Source organism: Thermogemmatispora carboxidivorans (assembly GCF_000702505.1).
GTDB classification, from domain to species: domain Bacteria; phylum Chloroflexota; class Ktedonobacteria; order Ktedonobacterales; family Ktedonobacteraceae; genus Thermogemmatispora; species Thermogemmatispora carboxidivorans.
This window is the reverse complement of sequence record NZ_JNIM01000001.1, coordinates 1,431,780-1,455,946: the sequence shown is the minus strand read 5'-3', so window position 1 is coordinate 1,455,946 and position 24,167 is coordinate 1,431,780. Positions and strand designations below refer to the sequence as shown.

Annotated in this window: 18 protein-coding genes; 12 read left to right on the top strand and 6 right to left on the bottom strand. The window is 60.1% G+C overall.

The window, feature by feature from the left end; genetic code table 11:
• The first annotated feature begins 538 nt into the window (after positions 1-538).
• The 3 genes from acnA (at position 539) to N688_RS05755 (ending at position 5,216) form a co-directional block, all read left to right on the top strand.
• A complete protein-coding gene (gene acnA, locus N688_RS05765) occupies positions 539-3,232 on the top strand; it encodes an aconitate hydratase AcnA (RefSeq protein ID WP_052888385.1) in 2,694 nt (897 codons plus the stop codon).
• Positions 3,233-3,665: 433 nt separating this feature from the next.
• Positions 3,666-4,142, top strand: coding sequence for a DinB family protein (locus N688_RS05760; protein WP_052888384.1), 477 nt, complete (start codon positions 3,666-3,668; stop codon positions 4,140-4,142).
• A gap of 225 nt (positions 4,143-4,367) precedes the next feature.
• Positions 4,368-5,216 carry a hypothetical protein gene (locus N688_RS05755; protein ID WP_052888383.1) on the top strand — a complete coding sequence of 283 codons (849 nt, stop codon included), beginning with the start codon at positions 4,368-4,370 and terminating at the stop codon, positions 5,214-5,216.
• Here the strand turns inward: N688_RS05755 and N688_RS05750 are convergent.
• Both N688_RS05750 and N688_RS05745 read right to left on the bottom strand, forming a co-directional pair.
• Positions 5,164-5,859 (bottom strand): FHA domain-containing protein, encoded by a 696-nt coding sequence (locus tag N688_RS05750; protein WP_052888382.1) that lies wholly within the window; start codon positions 5,857-5,859, stop codon positions 5,164-5,166. The two genes, N688_RS05755 and N688_RS05750, sit on opposite strands and share 53 nt — an antisense overlap.
• A 482-nt stretch (positions 5,860-6,341) precedes the next feature.
• Entirely contained in the window at positions 6,342-7,127 is a 786-nt protein-coding gene (locus N688_RS05745; RefSeq protein ID WP_052888381.1) for an IclR family transcriptional regulator, read from the bottom strand.
• Between the two features lie 266 nt (positions 7,128-7,393).
• Between N688_RS05745 and N688_RS05740 the strand changes: the two genes are divergently transcribed.
• Positions 7,394-9,160 carry a CocE/NonD family hydrolase gene (locus N688_RS05740; RefSeq protein WP_052888380.1) on the top strand — a complete coding sequence of 589 codons (1,767 nt, stop codon included), beginning with the start codon at positions 7,394-7,396 and terminating at the stop codon, positions 9,158-9,160.
• A 154-nt stretch (positions 9,161-9,314) separates the two neighbouring features.
• On the opposite strand, the gene N688_RS05735 is transcribed toward N688_RS05740, so the two are convergent.
• The gene (locus N688_RS05735; protein ID WP_081838555.1) at positions 9,315-10,820 is read right to left on the bottom strand and encodes a serine/threonine-protein kinase; all 1,506 of its coding nucleotides are present in this window, start codon (positions 10,818-10,820) and stop codon (positions 9,315-9,317) included.
• Between the two features lie 202 nt (positions 10,821-11,022).
• Entirely contained in the window at positions 11,023-12,990 is a 1,968-nt protein-coding gene (locus N688_RS05730; protein ID WP_052888378.1) for a hypothetical protein, read from the bottom strand.
• 376 nt (positions 12,991-13,366) lie between these two features.
• On the opposite strand from N688_RS05730, the gene N688_RS05725 reads away from it, so the two are divergent.
• The 6 genes from N688_RS05725 to N688_RS05700 all read left to right on the top strand — a co-directional run bounded on the left by N688_RS05725 (position 13,367) and on the right by N688_RS05700 (position 19,501).
• Positions 13,367-14,068 carry a dienelactone hydrolase family protein gene (locus tag N688_RS05725; protein ID WP_052888377.1) on the top strand — a complete coding sequence of 234 codons (702 nt, stop codon included), beginning with the start codon at positions 13,367-13,369 and terminating at the stop codon, positions 14,066-14,068.
• A gap of 87 nt (positions 14,069-14,155) precedes the next feature.
• Positions 14,156-14,803, top strand: coding sequence for a LysE family translocator (locus tag N688_RS05720; protein WP_052888376.1), 648 nt, complete (start codon positions 14,156-14,158; stop codon positions 14,801-14,803).
• Between the two features lie 285 nt (positions 14,804-15,088).
• Positions 15,089-15,496 (top strand): helix-turn-helix domain-containing protein, encoded by a 408-nt coding sequence (locus tag N688_RS05715; RefSeq protein WP_156025317.1) that lies wholly within the window; start codon positions 15,089-15,091, stop codon positions 15,494-15,496.
• A 213-nt stretch (positions 15,497-15,709) separates the two neighbouring features.
• On the top strand, positions 15,710-16,594 hold the full coding sequence (locus tag N688_RS05710) for a hypothetical protein (RefSeq protein ID WP_052888374.1): 885 nt from the start codon (positions 15,710-15,712) through the stop codon (positions 16,592-16,594).
• A 40-nt stretch (positions 16,595-16,634) separates the two neighbouring features.
• Positions 16,635-18,197, top strand: a complete 1,563-nt coding sequence (locus N688_RS05705; protein ID WP_052888373.1) for a flotillin family protein — start codon at positions 16,635-16,637, stop codon at positions 18,195-18,197.
• Positions 18,198-18,433: 236 nt separating this feature from the next.
• Positions 18,434-19,501, top strand: coding sequence for a PspA/IM30 family protein (locus N688_RS05700; protein ID WP_052888372.1), 1,068 nt, complete (start codon positions 18,434-18,436; stop codon positions 19,499-19,501).
• A 154-nt stretch (positions 19,502-19,655) separates the two neighbouring features.
• On the opposite strand, the gene N688_RS23725 is transcribed toward N688_RS05700, so the two are convergent.
• Positions 19,656-19,787 carry a hypothetical protein gene (locus N688_RS23725; RefSeq protein ID WP_272945030.1) on the bottom strand — a complete coding sequence of 44 codons (132 nt, stop codon included), beginning with the start codon at positions 19,785-19,787 and terminating at the stop codon, positions 19,656-19,658.
• A 75-nt stretch (positions 19,788-19,862) separates the two neighbouring features.
• Complete coding sequence (locus N688_RS05695) at positions 19,863-21,905, bottom strand: response regulator (protein ID WP_052888371.1); 2,043 nt, start codon at positions 21,903-21,905, stop codon at positions 19,863-19,865.
• Positions 21,906-22,530: 625 nt separating this feature from the next.
• Here N688_RS05695 and rpiA point away from each other — a divergent pair.
• Both rpiA and N688_RS05685 read left to right on the top strand, forming a co-directional pair.
• Positions 22,531-23,289: a ribose-5-phosphate isomerase RpiA gene (rpiA, locus tag N688_RS05690; RefSeq protein WP_081838553.1), complete on the top strand. Its 759-nt coding sequence runs from the start codon at positions 22,531-22,533 to the stop codon at positions 23,287-23,289.
• Between the two features lie 249 nt (positions 23,290-23,538).
• A complete protein-coding gene (locus N688_RS05685) occupies positions 23,539-24,159 on the top strand; it encodes an ECF transporter S component (protein WP_052888370.1) in 621 nt (206 codons plus the stop codon).
• The last annotated feature ends 8 nt before the right edge of the window (positions 24,160-24,167 follow it).

Here is a 24,167-nt window from a genome sequence, read left to right as displayed (position 1 = left end):
GGCCAAGATTATCGACGGCTCATCGCCGGTGCTCGGAACGGTCTTTGTGCCCGTTGCGGGTTTTGAAACGAGTAGCATCTTTGTCTCTCCGTGCGGTGTTCACTCTTCGTTGTGTAAGCTTCTATCGGACACGCTGGCACTCCCGGACCTCCACTTCTTTTCTCCCTCTCTCCTCTCTCAACTAGCTCTCCCTTCCTATCCCCTCCAGCAGCGATGGCTTACCCCCTGTCTCCTCCTTCTGTGAGATGATACGATACAGGTTAGAGGTTCCCGCACGCTTGCCGTGGCTCTTGCTCATCCATTATAATTAATGAAGCTGAATACTGTTGTAGCCGTCACCCATCGCTACGCTGGCGGACAGGAAACCCGAGTGGCGTAGGGGAGTTCCTTAGATGCGGTGGCCCCAGTCCTGATAAAGTGGACTCTACGCACTTGCTACCGATTACACTTCTCTCTCAGCTTCACTCCCCTAGCGACCATACCAGTCCTGACTTTCCCCAAGATCGCGAACCTATGAGAGGATAGAGGACAGAAGAGCATGGCTACTTACAGCGACGCCTTCGATGCCCGCTCAAGGCTGAGCGGAGACTATGGCACTGTTACGTATTACCGTCTTGAGGCGCTGGCCAGACACGGCGTAGCTCTGGAGCGCCTCCCCTTCACAGTGAAAATCTTGCTGGAGAATCTGCTGCGCCACTACGATGGCGAGCTGATCACGGAGAAGACCGTGCTGGCTTTGGCACGCTGGCAGCCGGGCAAGGCCGCCAGTAGCGATGAGGAGTTCCCTTTTATGCCAGCGCGCGTGCTGCTCCAGGATTTCACCGGCGTTCCTGCTGTCGCCGATCTGGCTGCGATGCGTTCCGCCGTTGCCCGCATGGGCGGCGACCCCCAAAAGATTAATCCGCTGGTGCCCGCCGATCTGGTCATTGACCACTCGGTGCAGGTCGATGTCTTCGGCTCGACATTGGCCTTCCAACGCAATGTTGAGCGCGAGTACGAGCGCAACAGCGAACGCTACGCCCTGCTGCGCTGGGCCCAGCAAGCGTTCCGCAATTTCCGAGTGGTGCCCCCGGGCACGGGCATTGTGCATCAGGTGAACCTGGAGTACCTGGCTTCGGTTGTGATGACGAAGGAGACCCAGGGGGAGCGCCTGGCTTTCCCCGATACGCTGGTGGGCACCGATTCGCATACGACAATGGTCAATGGGTTGGGCGTGCTTGGCTGGGGCGTTGGCGGCATCGAGGCCGAGGCTGTGCTGCTGGGTCAACCGCTCTATCTGCTGACGCCCGAGGTGATCGGGGTGCGTATCTTCGGAGCCCTGCCAGAAGGGTCTACCGCTACCGATCTGGTGCTGACGGTGACTCAGCTGCTACGCAAGCGCGGCGTGGTGGGCAAGTTTGTGGAGTTTACCGGCCCTGGCCTGCGCTATCTCTCTCTGGCCGATCGGGCAACAATCGCCAATATGTCGCCAGAGTTTGGAGCCACAGCGACACTCTTCCCCGTCGATGAGGAGACGCTGCGCTACCTCCGCAGCACAGGGCGCGATCCCGAGCTGATTCAGCTCGTTGAGGACTATACGCGCGCTCAGGGCCTCTTCCGCAGCGACGATGCCCCCGAGCCGCTTTTCGACGATCTCCTGGAGCTGGACCTGGCGACGATCGAGCCAAGCCTGGCCGGCCCGCGTCGCCCCCAGGATCGCGTGCCACTGGCGCGCGTGGGACAGGTCTTCCGCGAGACCTACGCCGACCGCATCGGCAGCAATGGCCATCGGCGCAGTGCAACTGTGCACCTCGGCAATACTCAGACGACGCTTAGCGATGGGGCGGTCGCGATCGCCGCGATTACGAGCTGTACAAATACTTCCAATCCTTCGGTGATGATCGCCGCTGGCCTGCTGGCAAAGCACGCTGTGGAGCGGGGCCTGACTGTGAAGCCAACAGTGAAAACCAGCCTCGCCCCTGGCTCGCGAGCCGTGATTGACTACCTGGAGAGCGCCGATCTCCTCCCCTATCTGGAGGCCCTACGCTTCCATCTGGTGGGCTTCGGTTGCACCACCTGTATCGGCAACAGCGGCCCTCTGCCAGAGCCGGTGGCGGAGGCCGTGCAGGCTAATGACTTGGTTGTGGCGGCAGTCCTTTCGGGCAACCGCAACTTTGAGGGCCGCATCCATCCCCAGGTACGCGCAAGCTTCCTGGCCTCTCCTCCGCTGGTGGTGGCCTACGCACTGGCCGGCACGGTCGATATCGATCTGACGAAGGACCCCATCGGCTACGATGCTAACGGTGAGCCGGTCTATCTGCGCGAGATCTGGCCAAGCCAGGAGGAGATCAATGCGGTGGTGAGCCGTGCGATCTCGCCCGAGCTGTTCAAGAAGAACTATGGCCATGTCTTCGAGGGCGATGAGCACTGGCGCTCGCTCAGCAATGCAACAGGGCCTCTCTTTAATTGGGACCCCAATTCGACCTATATTCAGGAGCCGCCTTTCTTCAAGGATATGGCCCTTGAGCCTCCTCCTCTGCAGACCATTGAGGGGGCCAGGGTACTGGCAATGCTGGACGATTCCATTACGACCGACCATATCTCGCCCGCCGGCAGCTTCTCGCCCGATAGTCCCGCTGGCAAGTATCTGCTGGCCCGCGGTGTGGAGCGGCGCGATTTCAATACATATGGGGCGCGCCGTGGCAATCACGAGGTCATGGTGCGCGGCACCTTCGCCAATATTCGCCTGCGCAACCGCCTGGTGGGCGGCAAGGAGGGTTACTATACGCTCCACTTGCCCGAGGGCCAGGAGATGACCATCTACGATGCGGCTATGCGCTACCAGGAGGAAGGCGTCCCGCTGCTGGTAATCGCCGGCAAGGAATATGGCTCAGGCTCGTCGCGTGACTGGGCCGCGAAAGGGCCGCTCCTGCTGGGCATTCGGGCGGTCATCGCTGAGAGCTTTGAGCGCATCCATCGCAGTAACCTGGTCGGTATGGGCATCTTGCCACTGCAGTTCCGCCCAGGCGAGAGCAAGGAGTCTCTGGGCCTGACGGGACGCGAGCGCTACGATATTCTGGGTATCGAGCACGATCTGCAACCACGCCAGGAGATTACGGTGCGCGTGACCCGCGAGGATGGCTCGACCTTTACGTTCCAGACTATTGCGCGTCTGGATAGCAAGGTCGATGTTACCTACTATAAGAATGGGGGTATTCTGCCAACCGTTCTGCGCCGCCTGATTCAGGATTAGGAGGGCTCGCGGTTTCGCCAGCTCGCTAAGCAGGCGCATCAGCCTCCGCAGGCCCGCAGACCTGGAGAGCAAGCAGCCAGGGACGCCTCGCTCCGCGCATGCGGCTCGGCGAGGTCTCTGGCTGCTCGTGCGCTCGCTGAGAAGGCAGCCTCTGGCTTTGGAAGCTTTTTTTCTTCACCCGCCAGTACTTCTGCGGTTTACAAACTGCTCCGCTGTCGGTTAGGATAGCCCGGTCGCTTCGATGTAGTGCGGTGGGCAAGAGACGGCTTCGAGCGAAGACCGCTCCAGCCGTGAGCCTGGGCCTTGCCTTCTCTGGCCTGCCTTTTACCTACGGAGCAGCTCCCGGTCGCAAGGCTAGAAGGAGAGACGCTATCACTTCACGGTTGGGTCACCAGCGGTTGCCTCTGGCCAGCGTGCAGAGGAGGAAGAAACAATGAACGCAAGCGATGTCTTACAATACGGCCATTTGACCGTCATGAGAACACTGGAAGGCTTTCCCGAGTCGGCACGTGAGCAGAGTGGAGCCTGCGGAGTCTGGTCAGTCAAAGATATTATCGCTCACCTTGCCTCGTATGAATTGGTTCTGGTCGATGTCCTGATCTCTTTCCTCGAAGACGATCCCACCCCCTATCTGGGACGCTTTACCGAGCTGGGACCGCAGTTTAACGAGACGGAGGTGGCAATGCGCAAGGCATCCAGCTTTGCCGAGGTACTTCAGGAATATGCTTCAGCACATGAGCGCACTATGGAGCTGATCACGCGCATTCCAGCGGAAACCTGCCGCCAAACGGGGACCCTGCCCTGGTATGGTGACCCCTACTCGCTTGATGACCTGATCGTGTATATGTACTACGGTCACAAGCGCGAGCATAGCGCGCAGATCGCCGCCTTTCGCGATCGGCTCCGCTAGTCAGAAAGCAGCAAGTTGCTCCGCAGGGCGCTATCCGGCTGGCCTCTTGCCAGCCTCCGCCAGCCCGCGATCGTTCCCAAAGACCAGGCCGCCTTTTCTCTGGCCAGCTTTCCGCTCCTCGCTCTCCCCACCATGTGCTATTCTTAAAGAAGCAGCCATACCCCCTGGCTAGCAGTACCCTCATCAAGCGGTGTCAGTCAGATAGTGACGAGGAGCAAGCAGCGCATGGGACAGATAGCTGTTGAGCTACAGGAGCAGTATCGCGCCCTCCAGGCTTTGCTAGAGCAGCTTGATCCACACGAGCCATCAACAGCGCTCGTCGTTCCCCCCTCGCCGACACCACGGGGCCACATTATTGTCTTCCCCGCCTCCTTCAATCCGCCGACAACAGCTCACCTGGCCTTGCTGCATCAGGTCCAGGAGCAGAGTGGTGCCGACGTTTTGGTCTACGCAGCCCTCAGCAAGCAGATCGTTGATAAAGAGCATGTCGAGCGCCCTACCCTGCTGGATCGTCTGGTATTACTGCAGCAGCTTCTACAGCACAAGCTTCCCGGCGTGGGTCTGCTGCTGTTTAACCGCGGTCTCTACGTTGAGCAGGCAGAGGCAGTACACCGTAGCTTTCCAGAGGTCAGTCGCCTCACCTTCCTGGTTGGCTTTGACAAGATCATCCAGATTTTTGATCCGCGCTACTATCGCGATCGCGATGCGGCTCTGCATCAGCTGTTTCGTCTGGCGCATCTGCTGGTAGCTCCGCGAGGGAGTAATGGCGAAGAGGAGCTACGTGCGCTGCTGGCGCAGCCCGAGAATCGCCAATTTGCCGGCGCGGTCCAGGCCCTGCCCTTCGACCCGTCCTATCGAGACATCTCGTCGACTCGCGTGCGCCAGAATCCGGCAGCCCACGCCCGTGATGTACCCCGAGAGGTCTGGCATTTCATTGAGGAGACCCACGCCTACGAGGCGCCTGCAGCCCCAGATAGGCCTGACCCCTACGAGGAACACCTGCGAGCTGTTGCAGCCGTGCTCAGGAAGGAGGCACCAGGCGAAAAACGATGCGATGATTGCCGATCTGGATAAGATCCCCATCTTTGAGGATACAGTGCGAGATGCGCTGACCATTGACAAACGTGCCCGTGGCCGAACGCCGATCCTCCAGCTCGTACTGACCATCTGGCAACTGGCGGATCGTGGCATGTAGACGACTGACCGTCAGATCTTCTAAGAAGAGATCGCAATCGCGACTGCGGCCAATTGTCATTTCGGGCAACAGCTCAAAGGTTCGCGGGACCCCCCTGACGCTCCCCAGTTCCAGGCGCGCAATCACACTGGTTGCAGGATCGGGCTGCCTGGTCAGATGCAGCTCTTTTCCTCGCGAAGAGGCCAGCTGGAAGGGACGCGTACCCTCATGGGCATAAAAAGTCAGACGAGTATTGCCGAAACGTAGTTCGTCTCCATCGCGCAGGAGCACCTGCGTGACGGGGCGCCCATTTACAAAGCTATCGCCACTTCCATGATCATCGCGCAGCAGGTAGCCTTGAGGGGTGTACAGAATGCTCGCCTGCCGGCGATGGACGCTGACGTCCTCCAGGAAAATATCGCAGCCACGACTGCGACCAATGGTGGTACACTCATTCCACAACTCAACACGCTTGTTCGGCAACGGCTCGCGATGAATCACCAAATAGGCGACCCCTGGCTGCTCTGAAGACTCTCGCAACATCTGGCGGCACTCCTCGCTGAGGCGTCTGTGTTCCCGAGTACGCATCAACCAAAACACATTCCGCATGGGCCAGCATCCAGTTCTCCGTTCTCTCTCCGCTCTTGCAGGTAAAGCAAACAGGCAAGCGGGTAGGGTACCGCCCCCAACCTCGCCCAAGCCTGACCAACCTGCAGCACCAGTACAACCTCACCCCAGGCTCCCCCAGACGGGCAGCTCGCAGGCAGGACAGTCAGGCGACCCGGACCAGAACCGAGGCTGAGACCAGGTAAGAAGTGAGGTGGACCAAGCACTGGACGAGCAGAGCGCGCTTTCCTCTTCCCTCCCACACTGATTGTAGCATACCACAGTCCCACGGACACCGTAGGATATTCCGATCTACTGACTGAAGACAACGCGCCCACCGCCTGTTTTTGTGCCACCCTCGCGCCAAAAGCGGAGCGCAGCGGCAGTTACAAGCAGCAGGGTCGCCAGCCGGTGCCTTCCTAATTCCAGCCAACATAGCGCAGGGCCTGAGAGATGCGCTGGCCCGCGTGCACCGCCGCCTCGATAAAATCGGAGAGGCGTGGCTGAAAGCGCTCGCTTGGTCCTCCAATCGAGACGGCGGCTACGGCTGCCCCAAGGTGGTCAAAAATGGGCGCAGCCACTGCATCGACGCCCTCCTCCAACTCACCACACGAGACCGCATAGCCCTGCATTCGTACTCGACGCAGCTCCTCGATCAAGCGCCGGGGATCGGTGATCGTCCGTTCCGTGTAGCGCTCCAGCTTGATCTGCCCAATCAGCTCGCTGAGGCGATGCTCCCACTGATAGGCCAGCAGCACCTTGCCGGTCGAAACCGCATGAGCAGGCAGATGCTGGCCTGGCACGTTCACGACGCGCACAAAGAAATACGAATCCTCTGTATCGATAATGACCACCTCCACCCCTTCAAGCACGGCCAGATGGACCGATTCACGCGTCTGGTCACGCAACTCCATCAGAATGGGCCGGGCCACTTTCCGTACTGCATGAGAACTCAAGATGCTCGCGCTCAGAGCGGTAACATGCAAGCTCAAACCGTATTTATGCGTATCTTCGTCCTGAATCAGTAAACCCTCATTCACCAGGGCTGTCACCAAACGATGAGTCGTCGACTTGGGCAGGCCCGTCGCCTGGGCCAGGTCGGTGATCCCTAGCAAGCGGCGACTATGAAAGGCGCGCAGCACACTGGCGATCCGATGGACAATCTGGACAGTCTTTTCGCCATCCAGGGGCGCTCCATGCCGCATACGTCTCCCCCTTATACCGGCCTGCCTGGTTCGCCTGCCGGAATAGAGTGTCCCACAATTGATGAGTGGCAGTATAGTCAGACGGCTGAGGGAGTGTCAAGACTGGCATTCTCCTCGTGAGGCGTTGTATCATACACCATGATCACTCAGGCCCTGCGTGCGGGGCCTCGTCAGATCTGGTTCGGCCTGGTCTGGCCAGGCCGCCTCTGGCCGGCCAGGTGGCCACAAAGGTAGGTAGGCATCTGCAGGAAGGAGTTTCAGCATCTATGACAACGCAACCGGGTCAGCAAGTCATCGTGGACTATGATGTCCCCGCCCGCATGCGCGATGGGACGACGCTGCGCGCGAATATCTACCGACCGGCTGGCGAAGGACAGTGGCCGGTGCTGCTGACACGCCTGCCTTACGGCAAGGATCTGCCGCTGGCAAGCGCAATCCTGGACCCCGTTCAGGCCGCCAGACGTGGCTACGTGGTCATCGTGCAGGATACGCGCGGACGCTTTACTTCCGAAGGCGACTGGGTGCCGATGGCCAACGAGGCCCGCGACGGCTTCGATACGATCGAATGGGCAGCGCACCTGCCCTATAGCAATGGCCAGGTCGGGATGTATGGCGCTTCCTATTTCGGCTTCACCCAGTGGTCGGCAGCGGTCGAGCAGCCCCCAGCCCTGAAGACGATGATCCCCCTCTTCACCTGGAGCGATCCCTTTAATGGGGTGGTCTTCCGCGGCGGCGCCCTGGAGCTGGGCACAATGGCTAGCTGGCAGCTGCAGATGGGGATGGACGTGCTGATGCGCCGGTACCGCAACGATCCTCAAGCCCTGGGACGGGCCATCGCGCTCTGGGCAAAGGAGATGGATGCTCTGGGCAAGGAAGGCTATTGGTCGTTGCCCCTCAAGGAGTTCCGCCCGCTGAAAACCCAGGAGATCGCACCTGCCTTCTTCCTGGCTCTGGAGTTTCCAATGCAGCGCGCCGCCGCCGAATATATGAATATCAGCGGGAAGCACGACCGGGTGACCACACCAGCTTTCAGCGGCGGCGGCTGGTACGATATCTTCTTGCAGGATACTCTGGAGCACTTCACTGCCATGCGCCAGCGCGGCGCTACCCCCCAGGCCCGCCAGAGCAAGCTGCTGATCGGTCCCTGGGCCCACACCTCGCAGGGAACCCTGATCGGCGAGCAGACCTTCGGCTTCGCTTCGACGACTGCTTTCATTAATCTCCAGCAGGACTTCATGACCTATCAGCTGCGCTGGTTCGATTATTGGCTCAAGGGTATCGAGAATGGCATCGCCCAGGAGGCCCCGCTCAAGATCTTTGTGATGGGGGCCAATGCCTGGCGCGATGAGCAGGAGTGGCCACTGGCCCGCGCCGTCGAAACGCGCTACTACCTGCATAGCCAGGGCCACGCCAATACGCTGCACGGCGATGGCACCCTCTCTACTGAGCCGCCAGAGGACGAGAGCGCCGATCAGTATACCTACGATCCAGCCAACCCGGTTATCACACGCGGCGGCGCCGTGCTGATGGCTCCCGAGTACCCCGCCGGTCCTTTCGACCAGCGGCCCACCGAGAGCCGCGACGATGTTCTGGTCTATACTAGCGCTCCCCTGCAGGAGGATCTGGAGGTCACCGGCCCCATCCACGTCCACTTGTGGGCTGCCTCCAGCGCTCCCGATACCGACTTTGTCGCACGCCTGGTCGATGTCCATCCCGATGGCTACGCTCAAAATCTGACCGATGGCATCATTCGGGCCCGCTTTCGCCACGCACCACGAGGCGGCGACCCCTCGCTGATCGAGCCTGGCAAAGCGTATGAATATGTGATCGACCTGTGGTCGACCAGCAATCTCTTTAAAGCAGGCCACCGCATCCGCCTGGATATCACTAGCAGCAATTTCCCTCGCTGGGACCGCAACCCAAATACTGGCCAGCCACTGGGGGCTAGCGCCGAGATGATCCCCGCTCAGCAGACGATTCTCCATAATCGCGAGCACCCTTCCTATGTTGTTCTGCCGATCGTGCCTCACTAGCGAGTGGAGCCAGGGAGGCTGAAGCGCTGCCTGGCCCCAGCCAGTAGGCAGCACCTTCGCTGATCAGATCGCGCGCTTGCTGACCCTGGCGCGGCTGACCACACCGCGTCAGTAGCGTCTTTGTGGTGGTGGTCAAAAAGCAAAAGTCAGGCCGCTATGGCCCCCAGCGCCACCCTGGAGAGTACCAGAGGCGCTCACCAGGCTGCATGACGTAGGAGAAGACGCCAAGATGGCCCGCTAGCAACAGCAAAAAAAGCAGGAGGCCGCCGAGGAGAACCACTACAGCCAGGAGCGTCAGCGTTAGCACAAGCAAGCGGCTTGTGAGTAAGAGCGGCTGCGACTCCAGTGAGCGCTCAGCAGCTCTCATCTGGACCTCCACGCCGCGCTCGCCTTCGCTCAGCGGCTCCAGAGCAGGGGCCGGCTCGTGCTCCCCCGCAAGCGCCTCCTGCCCCCCCTGCCTCATCGTGGCAGGAGTCGGGGTCTGCCTCTGCCGCTGGCGCCTTTCTCGCTCCTCTTGCGCTCGCCTAAGCTGGGCCGCTGCCTTGAGTGGGGCCTCTTCCGGCTGCGGTGTCCGCCTCGGCGTCACCAGGCGCTCCTCTACCGGCTCAGGCAAGGCCAGACAGGCAGGGTGATTAGCCGCCACCGCCAGCGCTCGCACCTCGCTGCGCTGCTGATGGAGCTGGGCGCTCGTCTGCAGCCTGGCCTGGATCACGGCATCATAGGCCTGGGCAAAAGCCAGAATCGTTGGAAAGCGCTGCTCGGGCTTCTTGGCTAATGCTCGCAGAAAGACCTCATCCAGCTCTCGCGGCAATGAGGCATTATAGACGCTGGGAGGCGTCGGAGGAGTATGATGGTGATGATGGAGCAGCTGGCTGGCGGTCCCCTCAAAGACGGCCCGGCCTGTGACAAGCTGATAGATCATGACTGCGAGCGCGTACTGGTCGGCAGGCGGACCAACGGCCACCGCATCAGCCTGAGCAGGATCATCAAACTGCTCTGGCGCCATATAGAGCGGCGTCCCAACAGAGCGATGAAACGAACGGCCCTGGCGGTAAAAGGTCGCCAGACCAAAGTCGGCTAGCAGCAGATGAGGCCGACCATGCGGAAAGATGCGATTCAGCAAGGCCGCACGCTCGGCGTCTACTGTAGGACTGAGCGGGCCGCGATCGACACGGATCAAAAAATTCGTTGGCTTGATATCGCGGTGGACGATGCCATGATCATGGGCACACTGGAGAGCCGAGGCCGCCTGAAGCAGATAGTAGCCGGCCTCCTCCGCCGAGATAGGCCAACTAAAACCGTACTGCTGCGTCCGTCGCTGCAACCACTTCCAGAGCGAGCCTTCAGAAAGATAGGGCATAACCAGATAGGTAATAACTGTTGATTCCGGCTCAAGTGTCTCTTCACCAAAATGATACAGGGGCAAAATATGCTCATGTTCAAGCTCTGCAACAGCCCGCGCCTCGCGGATAAAGCGGCGAGCAGCCTGAATGCCTTCGGGAGAGAGAGGAGCAGAGCGGAGATCGCTACAGATGACCTTAATAGCAACCTTGCGCCCAATCCGTTCATGCTGAGCAAGATAGATATCCCCCATCCCACCACTTTCGAGGAGCCGTAAGAGACGATATCCACCGAGCGTCTTCCCCACCAACATATTCATTCTGTTTGACCCTCACTACCTGGATAACAGAGAGAAAGCTCGCCAGGAAGGAGCCGCGAGAGAGGTTCAGTAGTTCTCCCTGACGGGCAAATAGAGTTTTCTGGTTCCTATTGTATAGTATACAGAGGGGCTACGAAACAAGGCAGCAGGATAGAGGGGGGAAGAGCACTTTCGTCCCCCCAGCTACCAGGCCTGGCCGGGCCTAGGCTGGCCAGGCCACGGCCTGCTCTAGCTGGGCAAGCGCTGCCGCGGCAGCCTCACGCACCGATGGGCGCGACTGGAGTAAGTAGCGCAAGGCCGGTAGCGATTCGCGATCGCGATACTGAGCTGCCAGACGGCAGGCCAAAGCTGCTACCGCCGGAGCCAGGTCACTGAGAGCTTCCCGCATAGCCATACGGCTGCTCCATTGCTCACCGCTGGCATCCAGCTTCATCAGAGCCTCAAAAGCTGTCTCCCGCACAACCGGATCAAAGTCACGGCAAGCCTGCACCACGAGATCGAGGCTCTCAGGGACCCCAAGCAGGGCCAGAGCCCGCAGCACGTTCACAGCAAGGACGCTGCCCGGCACATGCTTATCTTCAGGAGGCAAGGGGTCGGCGCGCTGAGCAAGAGCAGTGCGTTCTGGCAGGACCACAACCTCTGTGAGCAAGCGCCGAAAGACCTCTAGCGCCCGCCTCTCTCCAAGAGCAGCCAGAGCTTCGCAGGCTAGACCAAGGCGCTGGGCCTCTTCAGTTCTTTCCAGCCGATTAACCCTCTCTAAGTGGTTCAGCAGGGGCGCGCACAACCGCACTTCGCGCAGATCTAACAGCGTCCTTACGACTGGCGACCAGGCCCGCTCGTCTCGCTCGCTGAGAGCCTCCAGCAAAATATCGCGCGCCGGCCCATTCATCCAACGCTCGATTTCAGGCATGAGAGGAAGACAGCTCGTGACGGGCTGGATGACGCGCGGCTCACGGATGAGGCCGCGGGCGATGCCACTCCAATAGCGCCCCAGGAAGAGGGCAAACTGGTGCAATGCCACAACCTGCGGCCAGCTCCCATAGCGGCGTGCACTGCTAAAGAGGGCCTCCACCAAAGGCAGTAGCTCACGCTCAAAGATGAGCGGCGGCTGCTCAGGGTGAAGGCTGGCGTTCTGAATGCTTTCCAGACAGACATAGTAACAGACCAGAGCCGCGTGCTGGATTAGCCTGGATGGTAACGTCACTTCCGGGGGCGGATTAAGATAGACCTCTAAAGGAATGGCTCGATAGAGCAGGGGGGCTACATAAGCCTCAAGACCAGGAATGCCCTCCAGGCCAAGGGCAAGCAAGAGGTCGAAGAAACTCGGCTGCTTCAGCTTCAGGCAGGCTTCAATGAGGTCGATGCGCGCCCAGCCTTCGGCTTCCTTTACTGCTCGCATGAGGGTCTCACGCGCCAAGAGCGTGTTCTGTCGCAGTAGGGCCTGCGCGGCATAGAGGGAAAGATGCGGGTCAAGCGCCAGACGCCCGAGCAGGTTCGTCAGCTCCGCTTCTTTGTAGCTGCCAAGCAGCAACACAGCAAGACGGCGGGCTTTTCCCAGCGGGGTCTCCGCCGGGTTACTGTCCTGCCGCGGCATTTGCTCCTGCTTCTGATCTTGGGGGTCACCGCGCGCGATCAGCGTCTGCCAGACCGGTATCAGGCTACCGGCGCGATCGATTTCATAGAGCTGAGCAGTGACCAAAGAGGCCCACTGCGAGAGCGGACTGAAGTCGAGCAGAGGCACCAGACGGTTGGCCGCTTCCTCTCGACTAAGCGCTCCCCAGCGCCAATCGGTGAGCAACGTCGTGACATCGGTACGGAGCCGGCTCAAACGTTCCCTGACCGCCAGCGACTCCACATCCAGGGGAGGCTGCGGCTGACGCGCCAGCAGATGCTCCAGGGTGGCTGCATACACTGGCGGCCTTCTCCGCTCCCCCTCAGTCGCCACTGCCACCGTATCGCCAGGCTGCTCCCCAGCCTCGCCAGACAGGGGCACCGGCGCGACACTCTCTTCCTTTGAGAGAGCCGCACCCTCTTCCTCCTCCGGAGATGAAGCCGCCTCTTGCTCCATCTCTACACTGGGCGTCTCCTCGTCTGAGACTGGCGTCGCTTTGGCCTCCTGCCCCGACGCCGACACTGCAGGCTCTGGCTGATCACCATAGACGTCTGCCATGTTCTTCCTTTCAATATCCTCTTGCTTTCTTTTTTCGCAGTATCGCCGTTTGAGTATCCTCTTGCTTTCAGTACCCGAATGCGGATCGACTGGAACCGCATGGCCTCCTGCCGGCGGCCCCAGCGGTCAGCCAGGCTTTTCGCTATTGTACGCGCTTTCGCTTTCGACCGTCAAGATTGGATGGGATGAGTAGCCTTCTCCTTTTTCAGACCGCTCCCGGCTTCTCAGTCTATCCAGGGAGCTCGCCGTCTCAGGCGATGACAGCGCCAGGGCAGGCAGTCTAGTATATAATTATAAGGGCAACCCTTGCATACAACGCCTATCGCAGAGAGGATCGCAGGCCAGAAACGCACTATTTTCTGAAGGAGTCGGAGCAATGGCAGTCATACGTACCTCGCTGATAGATCTCAAAGTCAATGGCAACGGTGCCTATGCCTTCCTGGCTCAGCCGGACGATGACCAGAAGTACCCTGGAGTGGTGATGCTTCAGGAATGGTGGGGTATTGAACCCCATATTCAGGATTTGGCGCAGAAGCTGGCCACCGAGGGTTTCATCGTGGCTGTGCCCGATCTCTACCACGGGAAAATTGCAACGGAGCCAAATGATGCGCTCAAGATGATGATGACGATGATCCATGAGAAGATGGATCGCGCCATCAAGGAGATCATTGGGGCCTTGGAGACCCTGAAGGCCATGCCTTCGGTGGAGCCGAAGAAGCTCGGCCTGATTGGCTTCTGCGTCGGTGGCTTGTTGACCTATAAGGTAGCTGAGCGCTATGCCGGCCTGGCAGCGGTTGTACCCTTCTACGCCGGCGGCTACGATCCCCAGCCTGAGAATGTGGCCCACGTGACCGCTCCCATTCTGGCAATCTATGGGCGCCATGACGAGAGCATCCCAATCGAGCAGGTCGAGAAGGTCGAGCGGGTTTACAAGGAGGCCAGCAAGGATATCACCGTCAAGGTCTACGATGCGGGCCATGCCTTCCTGAACCCGATGCATGGCATGGGCAACGAGAAAGCCGCTGCCGAAGCCTGGCCGCTGGCTGTGCGCTTCCTCAAAGAGAAGCTCAGCGAGTAAGCAGCAGGCTGACTGTTATTCCCCGGGCCGGCCAGCAGCCAGGAGGCTAGCCGGACGGGGAACGGGTTGAGAATCAGTGTGCCACCGATGTTAACTGCTCTCATTTTGGGTATCTCCTACGGCTTCACCGCTGGTATCACCCCGGGCCCAATGCTTGGCCTGGTGATCACCCAGACACTGCAGCGCGGCTGGCGCGCCGGCAACCTTGTGGCGCTGGCCGCACTCATCACGGATCTGCCGATCATCGTGCTCGCTGTTCTGCTGATCAGCCAGTTGCCGCCCAGCGCCCTTGACTGGCTGGCGGTGGCCGGCGGGCTGTTTGTGCTCTATCTGGGTGGCGAGACAGCCTTGACTGCCTACCGCTACGCTCATAGCGCTTCACCTTCACAGGCCCTCTCGCCCTCAGTCTCCGCCACTGCTGCCAGCGGTACCGTCCTCTGGCGCGCCGTCCTGACCAATGCCCTCAACCCCCATCCCTATCTCTTCTGGGGGACGGTGGGGGCCCAGCTGCTGATCCGTAACTATGAGGAACAGGGGGTCGGCGGTCCCATCTTGCTGCTGCTCGGCTTCTACGCTTTCCTGGTTGGCAGCAAGCTCGCTGTTGCTTTCGCTGTCAGCCGGAGCCGGCACTGGTTCCAGGGACCACTCTATCGCCGGGCGCTCCTCCTGAGCGCTCTGCTGCTGATAGCCCTCGGCCTCTTGCTCTTGGCCGAGGGAGTGAGTAACTTGCTGTAAGATCAGAGACTCGTCAGTCAGACAGCTATGGTACCAGGTACCAGCCGCGCCGGCCCCAGCGGATGCGTGGCTGGCTAGCCCAGGAAAACACAATGGTACAAGGTGTTTTCTGGTCTTCCTTTCTTGACATGTTGATAGCAGATCGCTATAGTAGAAAAGATGATTTAGCAAATAGCTATGTGAGGCACTATGGATCTCGCTGAGAAACTCAGGCATTTACGGAAGGTGGAAGGAGAGCTACGCGGTCTCAATCGGCCTATGACTCAGACAGAAGTTGTCGCCGCTATGGAGAAGGAACTCGGTGAGACCATCAGCCAGGCCTATCTGTCGCAACTGGAAAGTGGGAAGCGCGTCCATCTGACAGCCTTCACTCGCGATCTGCTGGCGCGCTTCTTCAAGGTGCATCCCGGCTATCTGGTGAGCGACCCGCCCGACTTCAGTACCGATCTGCTGACCGACGTGGCTGAAGAGGGCGACCGCCTCTCTACCTGGCTGGAGGCCAGCGCAGAAGAATGGCAGACAGAGCCAGAGGTGGCCGGCTTTTTCACAGCTCTGGCGCGAACCAGGGACCCACGTCGCTATCTGACACTCCTCAGCGAGCTGCTGGCCCTGCCCCTGGCTGAGCTAGAGCAGCTCGTGCGTGCCTTGACAGCGTCTGGCTCGGGTGCCACAGAACAGGAGCTGACTCCTTAGTTGGAACTGAACCAGCCCGAGGACTGCCCCCTTGTGAGGCCGGGCCGGCCCCCACCTCCTTCGGGGCCCAGCTCAACAGGAAAAGGGTCATGGCGTTGTATACCTGCAAAGGTGAAGCGTCTATACACAGTGGATCTGAAGGAAAAGCGTGCGACGATGCTCTCGGGCGAGCCGGGGGCAAAGGCGCACCAGCAGCAGCAAAGGAGCCGGGTTATGGTCATTGCCACTGATCCGCTTTCGCTGGTCTTTATTGGTTGTTTCCTGTTCGGGACCTTTTTCTTGGTTATCTCGGCGCTGCTCGGGGGCCTGGGGCATGGCCTGGCCCACCATGCCGGTGACAGTGCCTTCCATACCTCCACCGGCCCACACGGTCTTGCCCAACACCTGCATCTGCCCCACGTTCATCCGGGCTCGGCAGCCCTCCATGCCCATACGGGGACCGACCTGGTCCACGCCGGCCACAGCGGTCAGGCCCTTCAGGGACATGGACATGGGACCCTTGCCCACGGCCAAGATCAGCCCGCTCAAGGACCATCCTCTTCGTGGTTCTCTCAGCTACTCACCTTTGTCAATCCCTGGAGCGTGATTTTCTTCCTCCTCGGATTCGGCTTCTTTGGCTATGTTTTCCATAATGCTACCCATCTGGATGTGCTCTTCTCGCTACTTGTCGCCCTCATCGCAGGTGTGCTGCTGGCCGGGCTGGTGCTGGCGCTGCTCTTCCGCATCTTCGGCGATAGCGAGGCCGAGACCATCCAGGATGTCTCGGACCGTACAGGCCTGATCGGCAAGGTCAGCCTGCCGATCCGGCAGAATAGCATCGGCGAGGTCATCTATGTCTCGCCCGGCGGCTTGCATAAGAGCGTGCCCGCCCGTAGCGTCGATGGTCAGCCTATCGACCGCGGACAGGAGGTGATTATCCTCCACTACGAACACGGTATCGCTGAGGTGGAGACCTGGGAACGGTTCTTCGAAGGCGAAGCGGGACAGCAGCCTCTGCGTACTCCTACTGAAGCAGAGCTGGAGCAGTTGCGCACGCTCCTTCAGGACCAGGACGGCAATGATCGCTCTGAGTTGCTTACTGGCAAAGATCTCTTCTGAGACACAGGAAAGCTATCCTTGCAAGTAAGGAGTATCTGTCATGTTCACTGGCGTTCTCGGGCTGGTCGTCGGCGGCGTCTTGCTGCTTGTGGTGCTGGTCATCATCGCTATCGCCCTCTGGGCCAGCATGCTGCGTAAGGTGGGACCTAACCGAGCCTTGATCATCTACGGCGCCGGCGGCACCGATGTGGTCACCGGCGGCGCTAAGTTCGTTTTCCCTCTGATCAGCCGCGCCCAGGAGTTTCCTCTTGAATTGATGTCGTTCGATGTCGCGCCAGCCCAGGATCTCTACACTTCCCAGGGCGTGGCTGTCAATGTCGAGGCGGTCACTCAGATCAAGGTGCGCTCCGACAAGGAAAGCATTAAGACAGCAGCAGAGCAGTTCCTGAGTAAGAGCCAACAGGAGCGCGAGAATCTGATCCGCCTGGTGATGGAAGGACACTTGCGCGGGATTGTGGGCCAGTTGACCGTCGAGGACCTGGTCAAGGACCCGGAGAGCGTGAGCGCTAAGATGCTCAAGACGGTCAGCGCCGACATGGAGAAGATGGGCCTGGAGGTCATTTCCTTTACCATCAAGGACGTGCGCGACAAGAATGACTACATCGCCAATATGGGACGCCCACAGATCGCAGAGATCCGCAAGCAGGCCGATATCGCCGCCGCCCTGGCAGCCCGCGATACCCAAATCCAGCAGGCTCAGGCAGCACGTGAAGCAGCCGTTGCTCGCTCGCTCGCCGATCAGGAGCGCTCCAAGGCCGAGGCCGAGTCACAGGCCAAGCAGGCAGAATACCAGCGCGACCTGCTCTTGAAGAAGGCAGCCTTTGATGCTGAGGTGAAGAAGCAGCAGGCGGCTGCCGATAAGGCCTACGATATCCAGGCCAATATCATGCAGCAGCAGGTCGTCGAGGAGGCTATCAAGGTCACTGAGGTCGAGAAGCATGCCCAGATCCGCGTCCAGGAAGCCGAAATCCAGCGCCGCGAGTTGGAGCTGCAGGCAACCGTCCAGAAGGCTGCTGAGGCCGAGCGCCGCCGTATCGAGACGGTCGCAGAGGCCGAGCGGCAGCGCCTGATCCTCGAAGCCCAAGGCCAGGCTGATGCGGCACGCATGCGCGGGATGGGCGAGGCAGAGGCCGCACGGGCCCGCGGTATGGCAGAGGCTGAGGTCATCCGCGCAAGGGGCCTGGCAGAGGCCGAGGTCATCCGCGCCAAGGGCGAAGCAGAGGCCGAGGCCATGAAGGTGAAGGCCGCCGCTTACCACGAGTACAATCAGGCCGCTGTGCTGGATAAGCTGCTGACCAATATGCCAGAGATCGTACGCGCGATCGCTGAGCCGCTCAGCAAGGTCGATAAGGTGACCATTGTTTCCACTGGTAATAGCGCTAACGGTGTAGGCGCCAGCCGCCTCACAGGTGATATCATGAATATGGCAGCTCAGATTCCGGCTCTCTTTGAGCTGCTGAGTGGCGTACGTATCAATGAGCTGATGGCACGTGTTCCTACCCTTAAAGGCCAGACTGATCAGCAGGTCGCCAGCAGCGATGAGCGAGCCAGTGAGGCGGAGGCCGGGGTCGATCGCTCTGGAGTCAGTAACCATCAGGCTTGAGGTGAAAGCTTTCGGCGAATCAGCAGCCATTCTCAAGTGCCGCAACGCACCGTTCCTGTCAGCGAGGTCGGGCGAGCTATTGCCGGATTGTCCTTGCTCGTTAGCACAGTGCTCGCCCCCCTCTCCGGAGGGAAGGCGTCGGGAAGCTTCCGGGGCTTCCTACTACGCTTTCCCTTACCTGCTATTGGAACCGCTGATCGTAGAATTCGCTACGCCTCTTTGGAAAGGGATGAGCAATGAACCTGTTGGAACGTGTCCTTACGCTGCTGCATATCAATATCGATGCCTTCATTGAAAAGGCCCCTGATCCTCAGTCATCTCTTCGTCAGCTGCAGCTTGATATGCGCAATCAGCTGGTCCAGGTGAAAACTCAGGTAGCAACGGCTATCGCTACTGCCCACCAGCTCCAGCGCCGGGCGCGCGAGAAACAAGAGGAGGCCGCAGCCTGGCTCCAAAAGGCCGAGCAGGCTCTTCGGCAGAGGAATGAAGAGGCAGCCCGCTCCGCTCTCTTGCAGTACAACGAGGTCAATCGCCTCGCTCTCCGCTATGAGCAACAGCGTCAAGCCCAGGAGCACCTTGCCCGTACTATGCGCGATGCCCTCCAGCAGCTTGAATCTCGTCTGCGCGAATTGGAAGCCACCAGCGATTTACTAGAGATGAAGCAGCGTCAGGAGCGTATTCAACAGCAAGTTCTTAACGAGAGACAGCGACTTCAGCGGGATAGCGATCAGCAACAGCATCAGCAGGAGCAACTCCAACAACGCCTTCTCAACGAGCGCGAACGGCTCCAGCAGGAGATCAACCGCCACCGGCAACAGCGCCAGCAGCAGGCATCTGGCGTGCCTCCCCGGCGTCAGCCGGAAAAAGCTGCACGGGAACAGGCCTCTTCACCTGCCCATGCTCCCTTGTCAGAAGCTGTCCTGGAGCCGCAGTCGCCCCCGATCACTGAGGAGCTTGCTCCTTCTCTCTCTTCGTGGGAGTCATCTCAGAGGCAGCGTGAGAGCAGTGGTCTGCTAGCCATCGCCAAGGAGCTTCGCGAGTTACAGGCTCGTAGCCATCCAGCCAGTGAGGCTTCTTCAGCCGAGGAAGCGGGCAGACGTGACCGCGCGGGCGGCAAGGAGGAGGCAGGAAAGAGCGCAGCCCCCTCTGTCTCGGGGAGGACTCGCCTGGGTACGCGTAAAGCCACTGAAAAAGCCCCAAGGCGCACCACCGATGTCTCGGATAGGAGAACGCTCGCCGATCTCCCTCTCCTGCTGGAGACGCTGCCGCCAGGCCCTCGCCATCAGGACGATCTGCCCGAATGAGAACGCTCAGCCGCTGGCGTGCCCTCGTCGCTGCCTCGTCGCTGGCCGCCCAAGACGATATGGGGTTCCATAGAGCACCCAAGCTGTCCAACGCGCAATGTGCGGTCTGTTGCTCTCCCCACCCCGCCTGGCTCCCGAGCAACCCGACGAATAACTAGTGACTAAAGAGCAGAGTAAAGGCTATGAGGATGACCATTCCGATGATCATGCCAATGATGAAGGAGTATTGATCTCTCCGGCGCTGCTCTTCAGTTTTTGGCGATTTGCCCTGGCTCTCTTCACTCATCGCTGTATCTCTCTCCAGTCGGACTTTCCCGTCAGCGTGCTCGTGTCATGACAGGCACGGCTTCATTATCTTGGATTATAGCGCAGCGGCAATCGCTCCCTCAACATTGGCCATGACTTCCATGCTTTCTTTGAGGTCGGCCTCGCGCGTGGTGACCAGAACATGGAAGGCGGCATTTCCACCTTCGATGAGGCGCAGGAGCAAGCGATGGTTGGAGCTTGTCACCACAAGGTCCTCATAGGCTCCCCAGCTACCTAGCTCTAGCGAGCGGAGAATACCCTGTATGGTTGCTTTGAGATGGCCGCCCACTGGCGAGAGGTCAAGATCGTCAACCGAGACCTGAGCAATCGGCTGCCCCTCCATGCTCAGGACCGCTGTGGCCACAAAACCAGGGATGGCATAGCCTAGCGTCTGTAAGGCTGCGACAATGGCGCTAATGTTGCGTCGGGTGGCACGCGGCAAGGAACCACTCTGGCCGCTGGCTGGGCCCGTCAGGTTAGCCGGTAAAGGTCCACTGCGCGGCCCGAATCCTGCACTTGGCAGACTGCCCGTTGGTGAGGCGCCAGAGGTGGTCGATCCTACTGCCGGGCGTTGGCCAGTCAGGGCCCCAGTGTCGGGCAAAGCGGGACCCTCCTGATGCGCACCAGGAGGCGCGGAGGGCGAGAGCGACAAGGGTCCACTCCCTCGCCCAAGTGACAGAAGGCTCTGCAACGGTCCGCTACTGGGAGCGGTATTCGCTGGATTGGAGAAGGCCAGGGGAGGCTGACCCTCGCTCCCCCCAATGCGTCGCAGTCGAATGCCTGTATCAGTCGAAAGAGGGCGATGCAGGGGCTGCTCAGGACCGGCAGCGGCAGGGCTTTGAGAGGAAGGTGCGGGAGCGCGTTCTTCTCCGAAGGCCATCCCCTGTCTTTGGGTCGGTAAGACCGGTAACTGCCCGGTAGTCAAAGGGGATCGGGCAGAAGGTATGACCGGCGGGAGTTCGGCGTGTGTCGGTTGCTCTGTTAACCAGGAGGGCAGTTCTACGGAATCAGAGGCGGGCAGACGCTGTAAGCGGTTGGGAGTTGGCATCTTCCCGGTGCTCCCGACGCTGACGCCAGGGGCCGAGGCAGAGGTAGCGGCCAGGTGGCCAGTCACTGGCAGCGCTCCGCTTTCGCTGCTCTGAACCGGCTCGGCCTCTCGCCGCGGCTCGTTGCCAGCCAGCCTGGGCATATAGCCCGTCGCCATCCACCACTCGCGGCCTCCGTCTTCGCTTCCTCCTTCCGGGACGGCCATGCCGCGGCTCGGAACTGCCTCCTCTCGCGTCGCTGAGATCTGCACTTCCTCCCCTAATAGACCAAAGGGTGTATCGTCAATCTCCTCTAACGAGAGCTGCTTCTGCTCCGGCCTGGCATTACTGGCCTGTGGCCCAAATGCCGGCAGGGCACCGCTGCCCATCTCAGCGCCGTGCCTTGCCCGGTACTGCAGCGCCTGCAGAATCAGGCGCGAGAGCGGTTGAGCCACATTCGGAGCAATCTCGCCGTCCCAGGACTGATAGGAGACCGTCCCATTGCGGTGAGCAGCCAGGGCGAAAAAAGCCTCTTCCCCACGTAGCACCCCATACTCAGCCGAGACCAGCTCGCCATTCTGGAAGCGTAAGACACCACGCTCGCCCTGGTCCGTGCTGACAACGAGAGCGATTTTCTTACGGCTCAGCGTGACAATCTGAATAACGTCGAGGAGATCAAACGAGTCCAGGCTGGCGGAAAAGCCCGGTTGGGTGAGCAGACGCCGCACCTCGGCCCGTAGTCGCTCCAGACTGAGAGGTTTATCAACGAGGGCGGCCACGCCGCGCTCAAGGGCCTGCGTTCGTTCTTCGCCTGCCTCGGGCGGAGTCAATAAGAGCACCGCAGTGCGTGGATAGTAGAGGCGCAACCAGCGCACCAGTTCAAAATCATCGGCACTGGCCAGCCTCAGCTCAGCAATCACAAGATGATGCATCTCGCGCCAGAGCACGCGAAGAGCCTCGGCAGTTCCGCTTACCCCCTGAACCAGATACCCATCAGCGCGCAGGGCCGTGAGCATGGCCCGACCCTCTTCTGCATCATCAGTGACTACCAGAATGCGCGACTGCTCCGACATTTTCAGCATCCTCGTGAGGGTTGACTATCTCTGCATCATATTCTTGAGAAGCCGGCGCACAGCTCACTTTCGGTATCCTCATGCTTCGCTTGCTCTCGGCACCTCGTGCGGCTGCTCCTCCCTACCACACAGCGCACGCTCCCTTCTCTCGCTACGGCACGATGATACCACGCCAGGGCTGGGATGACAAGCGGGCGAGCCTTTCCACCTCAATCAAGCACTGCAGAGGCCGACTCTTGCTCTTGAGGGGTGGCAGGCTGGAAAGTAGACAGAAAAGGGTGACTACGCCTGCTGCTCTTAAGTACATAGTACTGGAAAGGGGCCCGTTTTGAAAAGCTTCTCCCCAAGAGGGGTTACTCTCCCACTCCCAGGAACAGCAAGGCTGCCGCCGACTTTCTTCCCCCATCGCCGCCACAGGCAGTCTGTCTGTCTGGCTGACAGGCAGGCCGCCGCTCGCTCCTCTTCCGCCGGAAGCGACAGTGCGGGGGAGACCGCGGATCAGCGTGTGGGCATCCAGCCCACCTTTGAGATATGCTATAGAAATAGGAGGAGAGAGAGGCCCCTATGCTCTTGCCTCTGGCTTCTCTCTCTCAACTCATGTGAGCAACGAGCGAGGATAAAGAGCATGAAGGAAAGCGAAAGCGCACAATTGCCAGAGAAAGAAGCCTGGAAGCGGGCGGTGGGCGAGGCAGCCGCCGCTCTGGTCGAAACGGGCATGGTCATCGGCCTGGGCACTGGCTCAACCGCCGAGTGGATGATCCGCGCTCTGGGACGCCGGCTCCAACAGGAAGGCTTGCGGATCACAGGAGCCGTGCCTACTTCGGAACGGACCGAAGCCGTAGCGCGCGAAGTGGGTATCCCCCTGACGGACCTTGATCATCACCCCGAGCTGGATCTGGATATCGACGGCACCGATGAAATCGACCCTCATCTCCACCTCATTAAGGGAGGCGGCGGCGCCTTGCTCCGCGAAAAGGTGGTGGCCTCAGCTTCACGCCGCTTCATCGTGATCGCCGACGTCACCAAGCAAGTGCCGCTGCTCGGCCTCCACGTTCCTCTGCCTATCGAAACTGTGCCCTTCGCCTTGACTCCGGTCAGACGCCGTCTCGAGGCCCTCGGAGCTGAGGCCCGCCTGCGTCAGCGCAACGACCAGCCTTTCTATACAGACAATGGCAATCTCATTCTCGATTGTTACTTCCCCAACGGCATCGCCGACCCAGGCGAGTTGGAGAACCGTCTGCGGCGCATCGTGGGCGTGGTTGAAACCGGCCTCTTCTTGCATATGACTACCGAGGCTCTGATCGCAGGACCAGCAGGCATCACCCATCTGGTCCGCCACTCCCAGGCCGATAGCGGGACCACGGCCAACCCCACTCTTCCTTGACAGCTCACTTGCTTTGTCATTATAATCTTTTTAAGATATTTAAAAACCTCCTTCGACTTCTTTCTGGTAAGAGGAGAGGAGGTTTTTTTGTAGTCCGGCTATTTTTTCTTGCATCGCGGATGGATTCATTGCTGCATCCTGGCCAGCGCTGGCTTCGGCCCGTTGTGCTCTCCTGTCCGCCGGCGCTGGTAGATGAGGCAATGCGCTGCCGCAGCTAGCTAGTGCTTCTGGACCAAAGGAGTACCAGCGTTGAGCAATGACACGTTTAGCCCACAGGGCAAATTCACGCCTCCGAAGGAATCTCCCTGGTCACTCTCGACGAGACGCATCGTCACAGCCGGCGTGCTGGCCGGCCTGACCATCTTAATGGCCTACATTCCTTTCATCGGCTATATTCCTCTGCCAACGCCGGCAGGGGCCGCCACTACGGAGCATCTGCCGGTGATCGTCGGTTCTGTCCTTGAAGGCCCGTTGGTCGGTATGATCACGGGTTTCTTTTTTGGCCTGACCAGCTTCCTGCGCGCCGGCAGCCCTCTGTTCAAAGACCCGCTGATCGCTTTCCTGCCGCGCATTCTGATTGGCCTGACCTCGTGGCTGGCTTTCGCCGCTCTGCAGCGCACGAATCGCACGGCGGCCTCGGCTCTGGCGGGCGCCGTCGGCTCGGCCACCAATACAGTCTTTGTGCTCGGCCTCGGTTTTCTGCGCGGTTATCTGACTTGGGGCTTCATTGTCTTGATTATTCCCCAGGCCGTGGTGGAAGCAATCGCGGCAGCTATCGTGATTACTTTGATCGTGCGCTCCTACGAGGCGGTGCGGGGCCGGCTGGCGCGCGCACGCGAGACCAGACCACGCGATACCCTGCCTTACTAAGGAGCCAG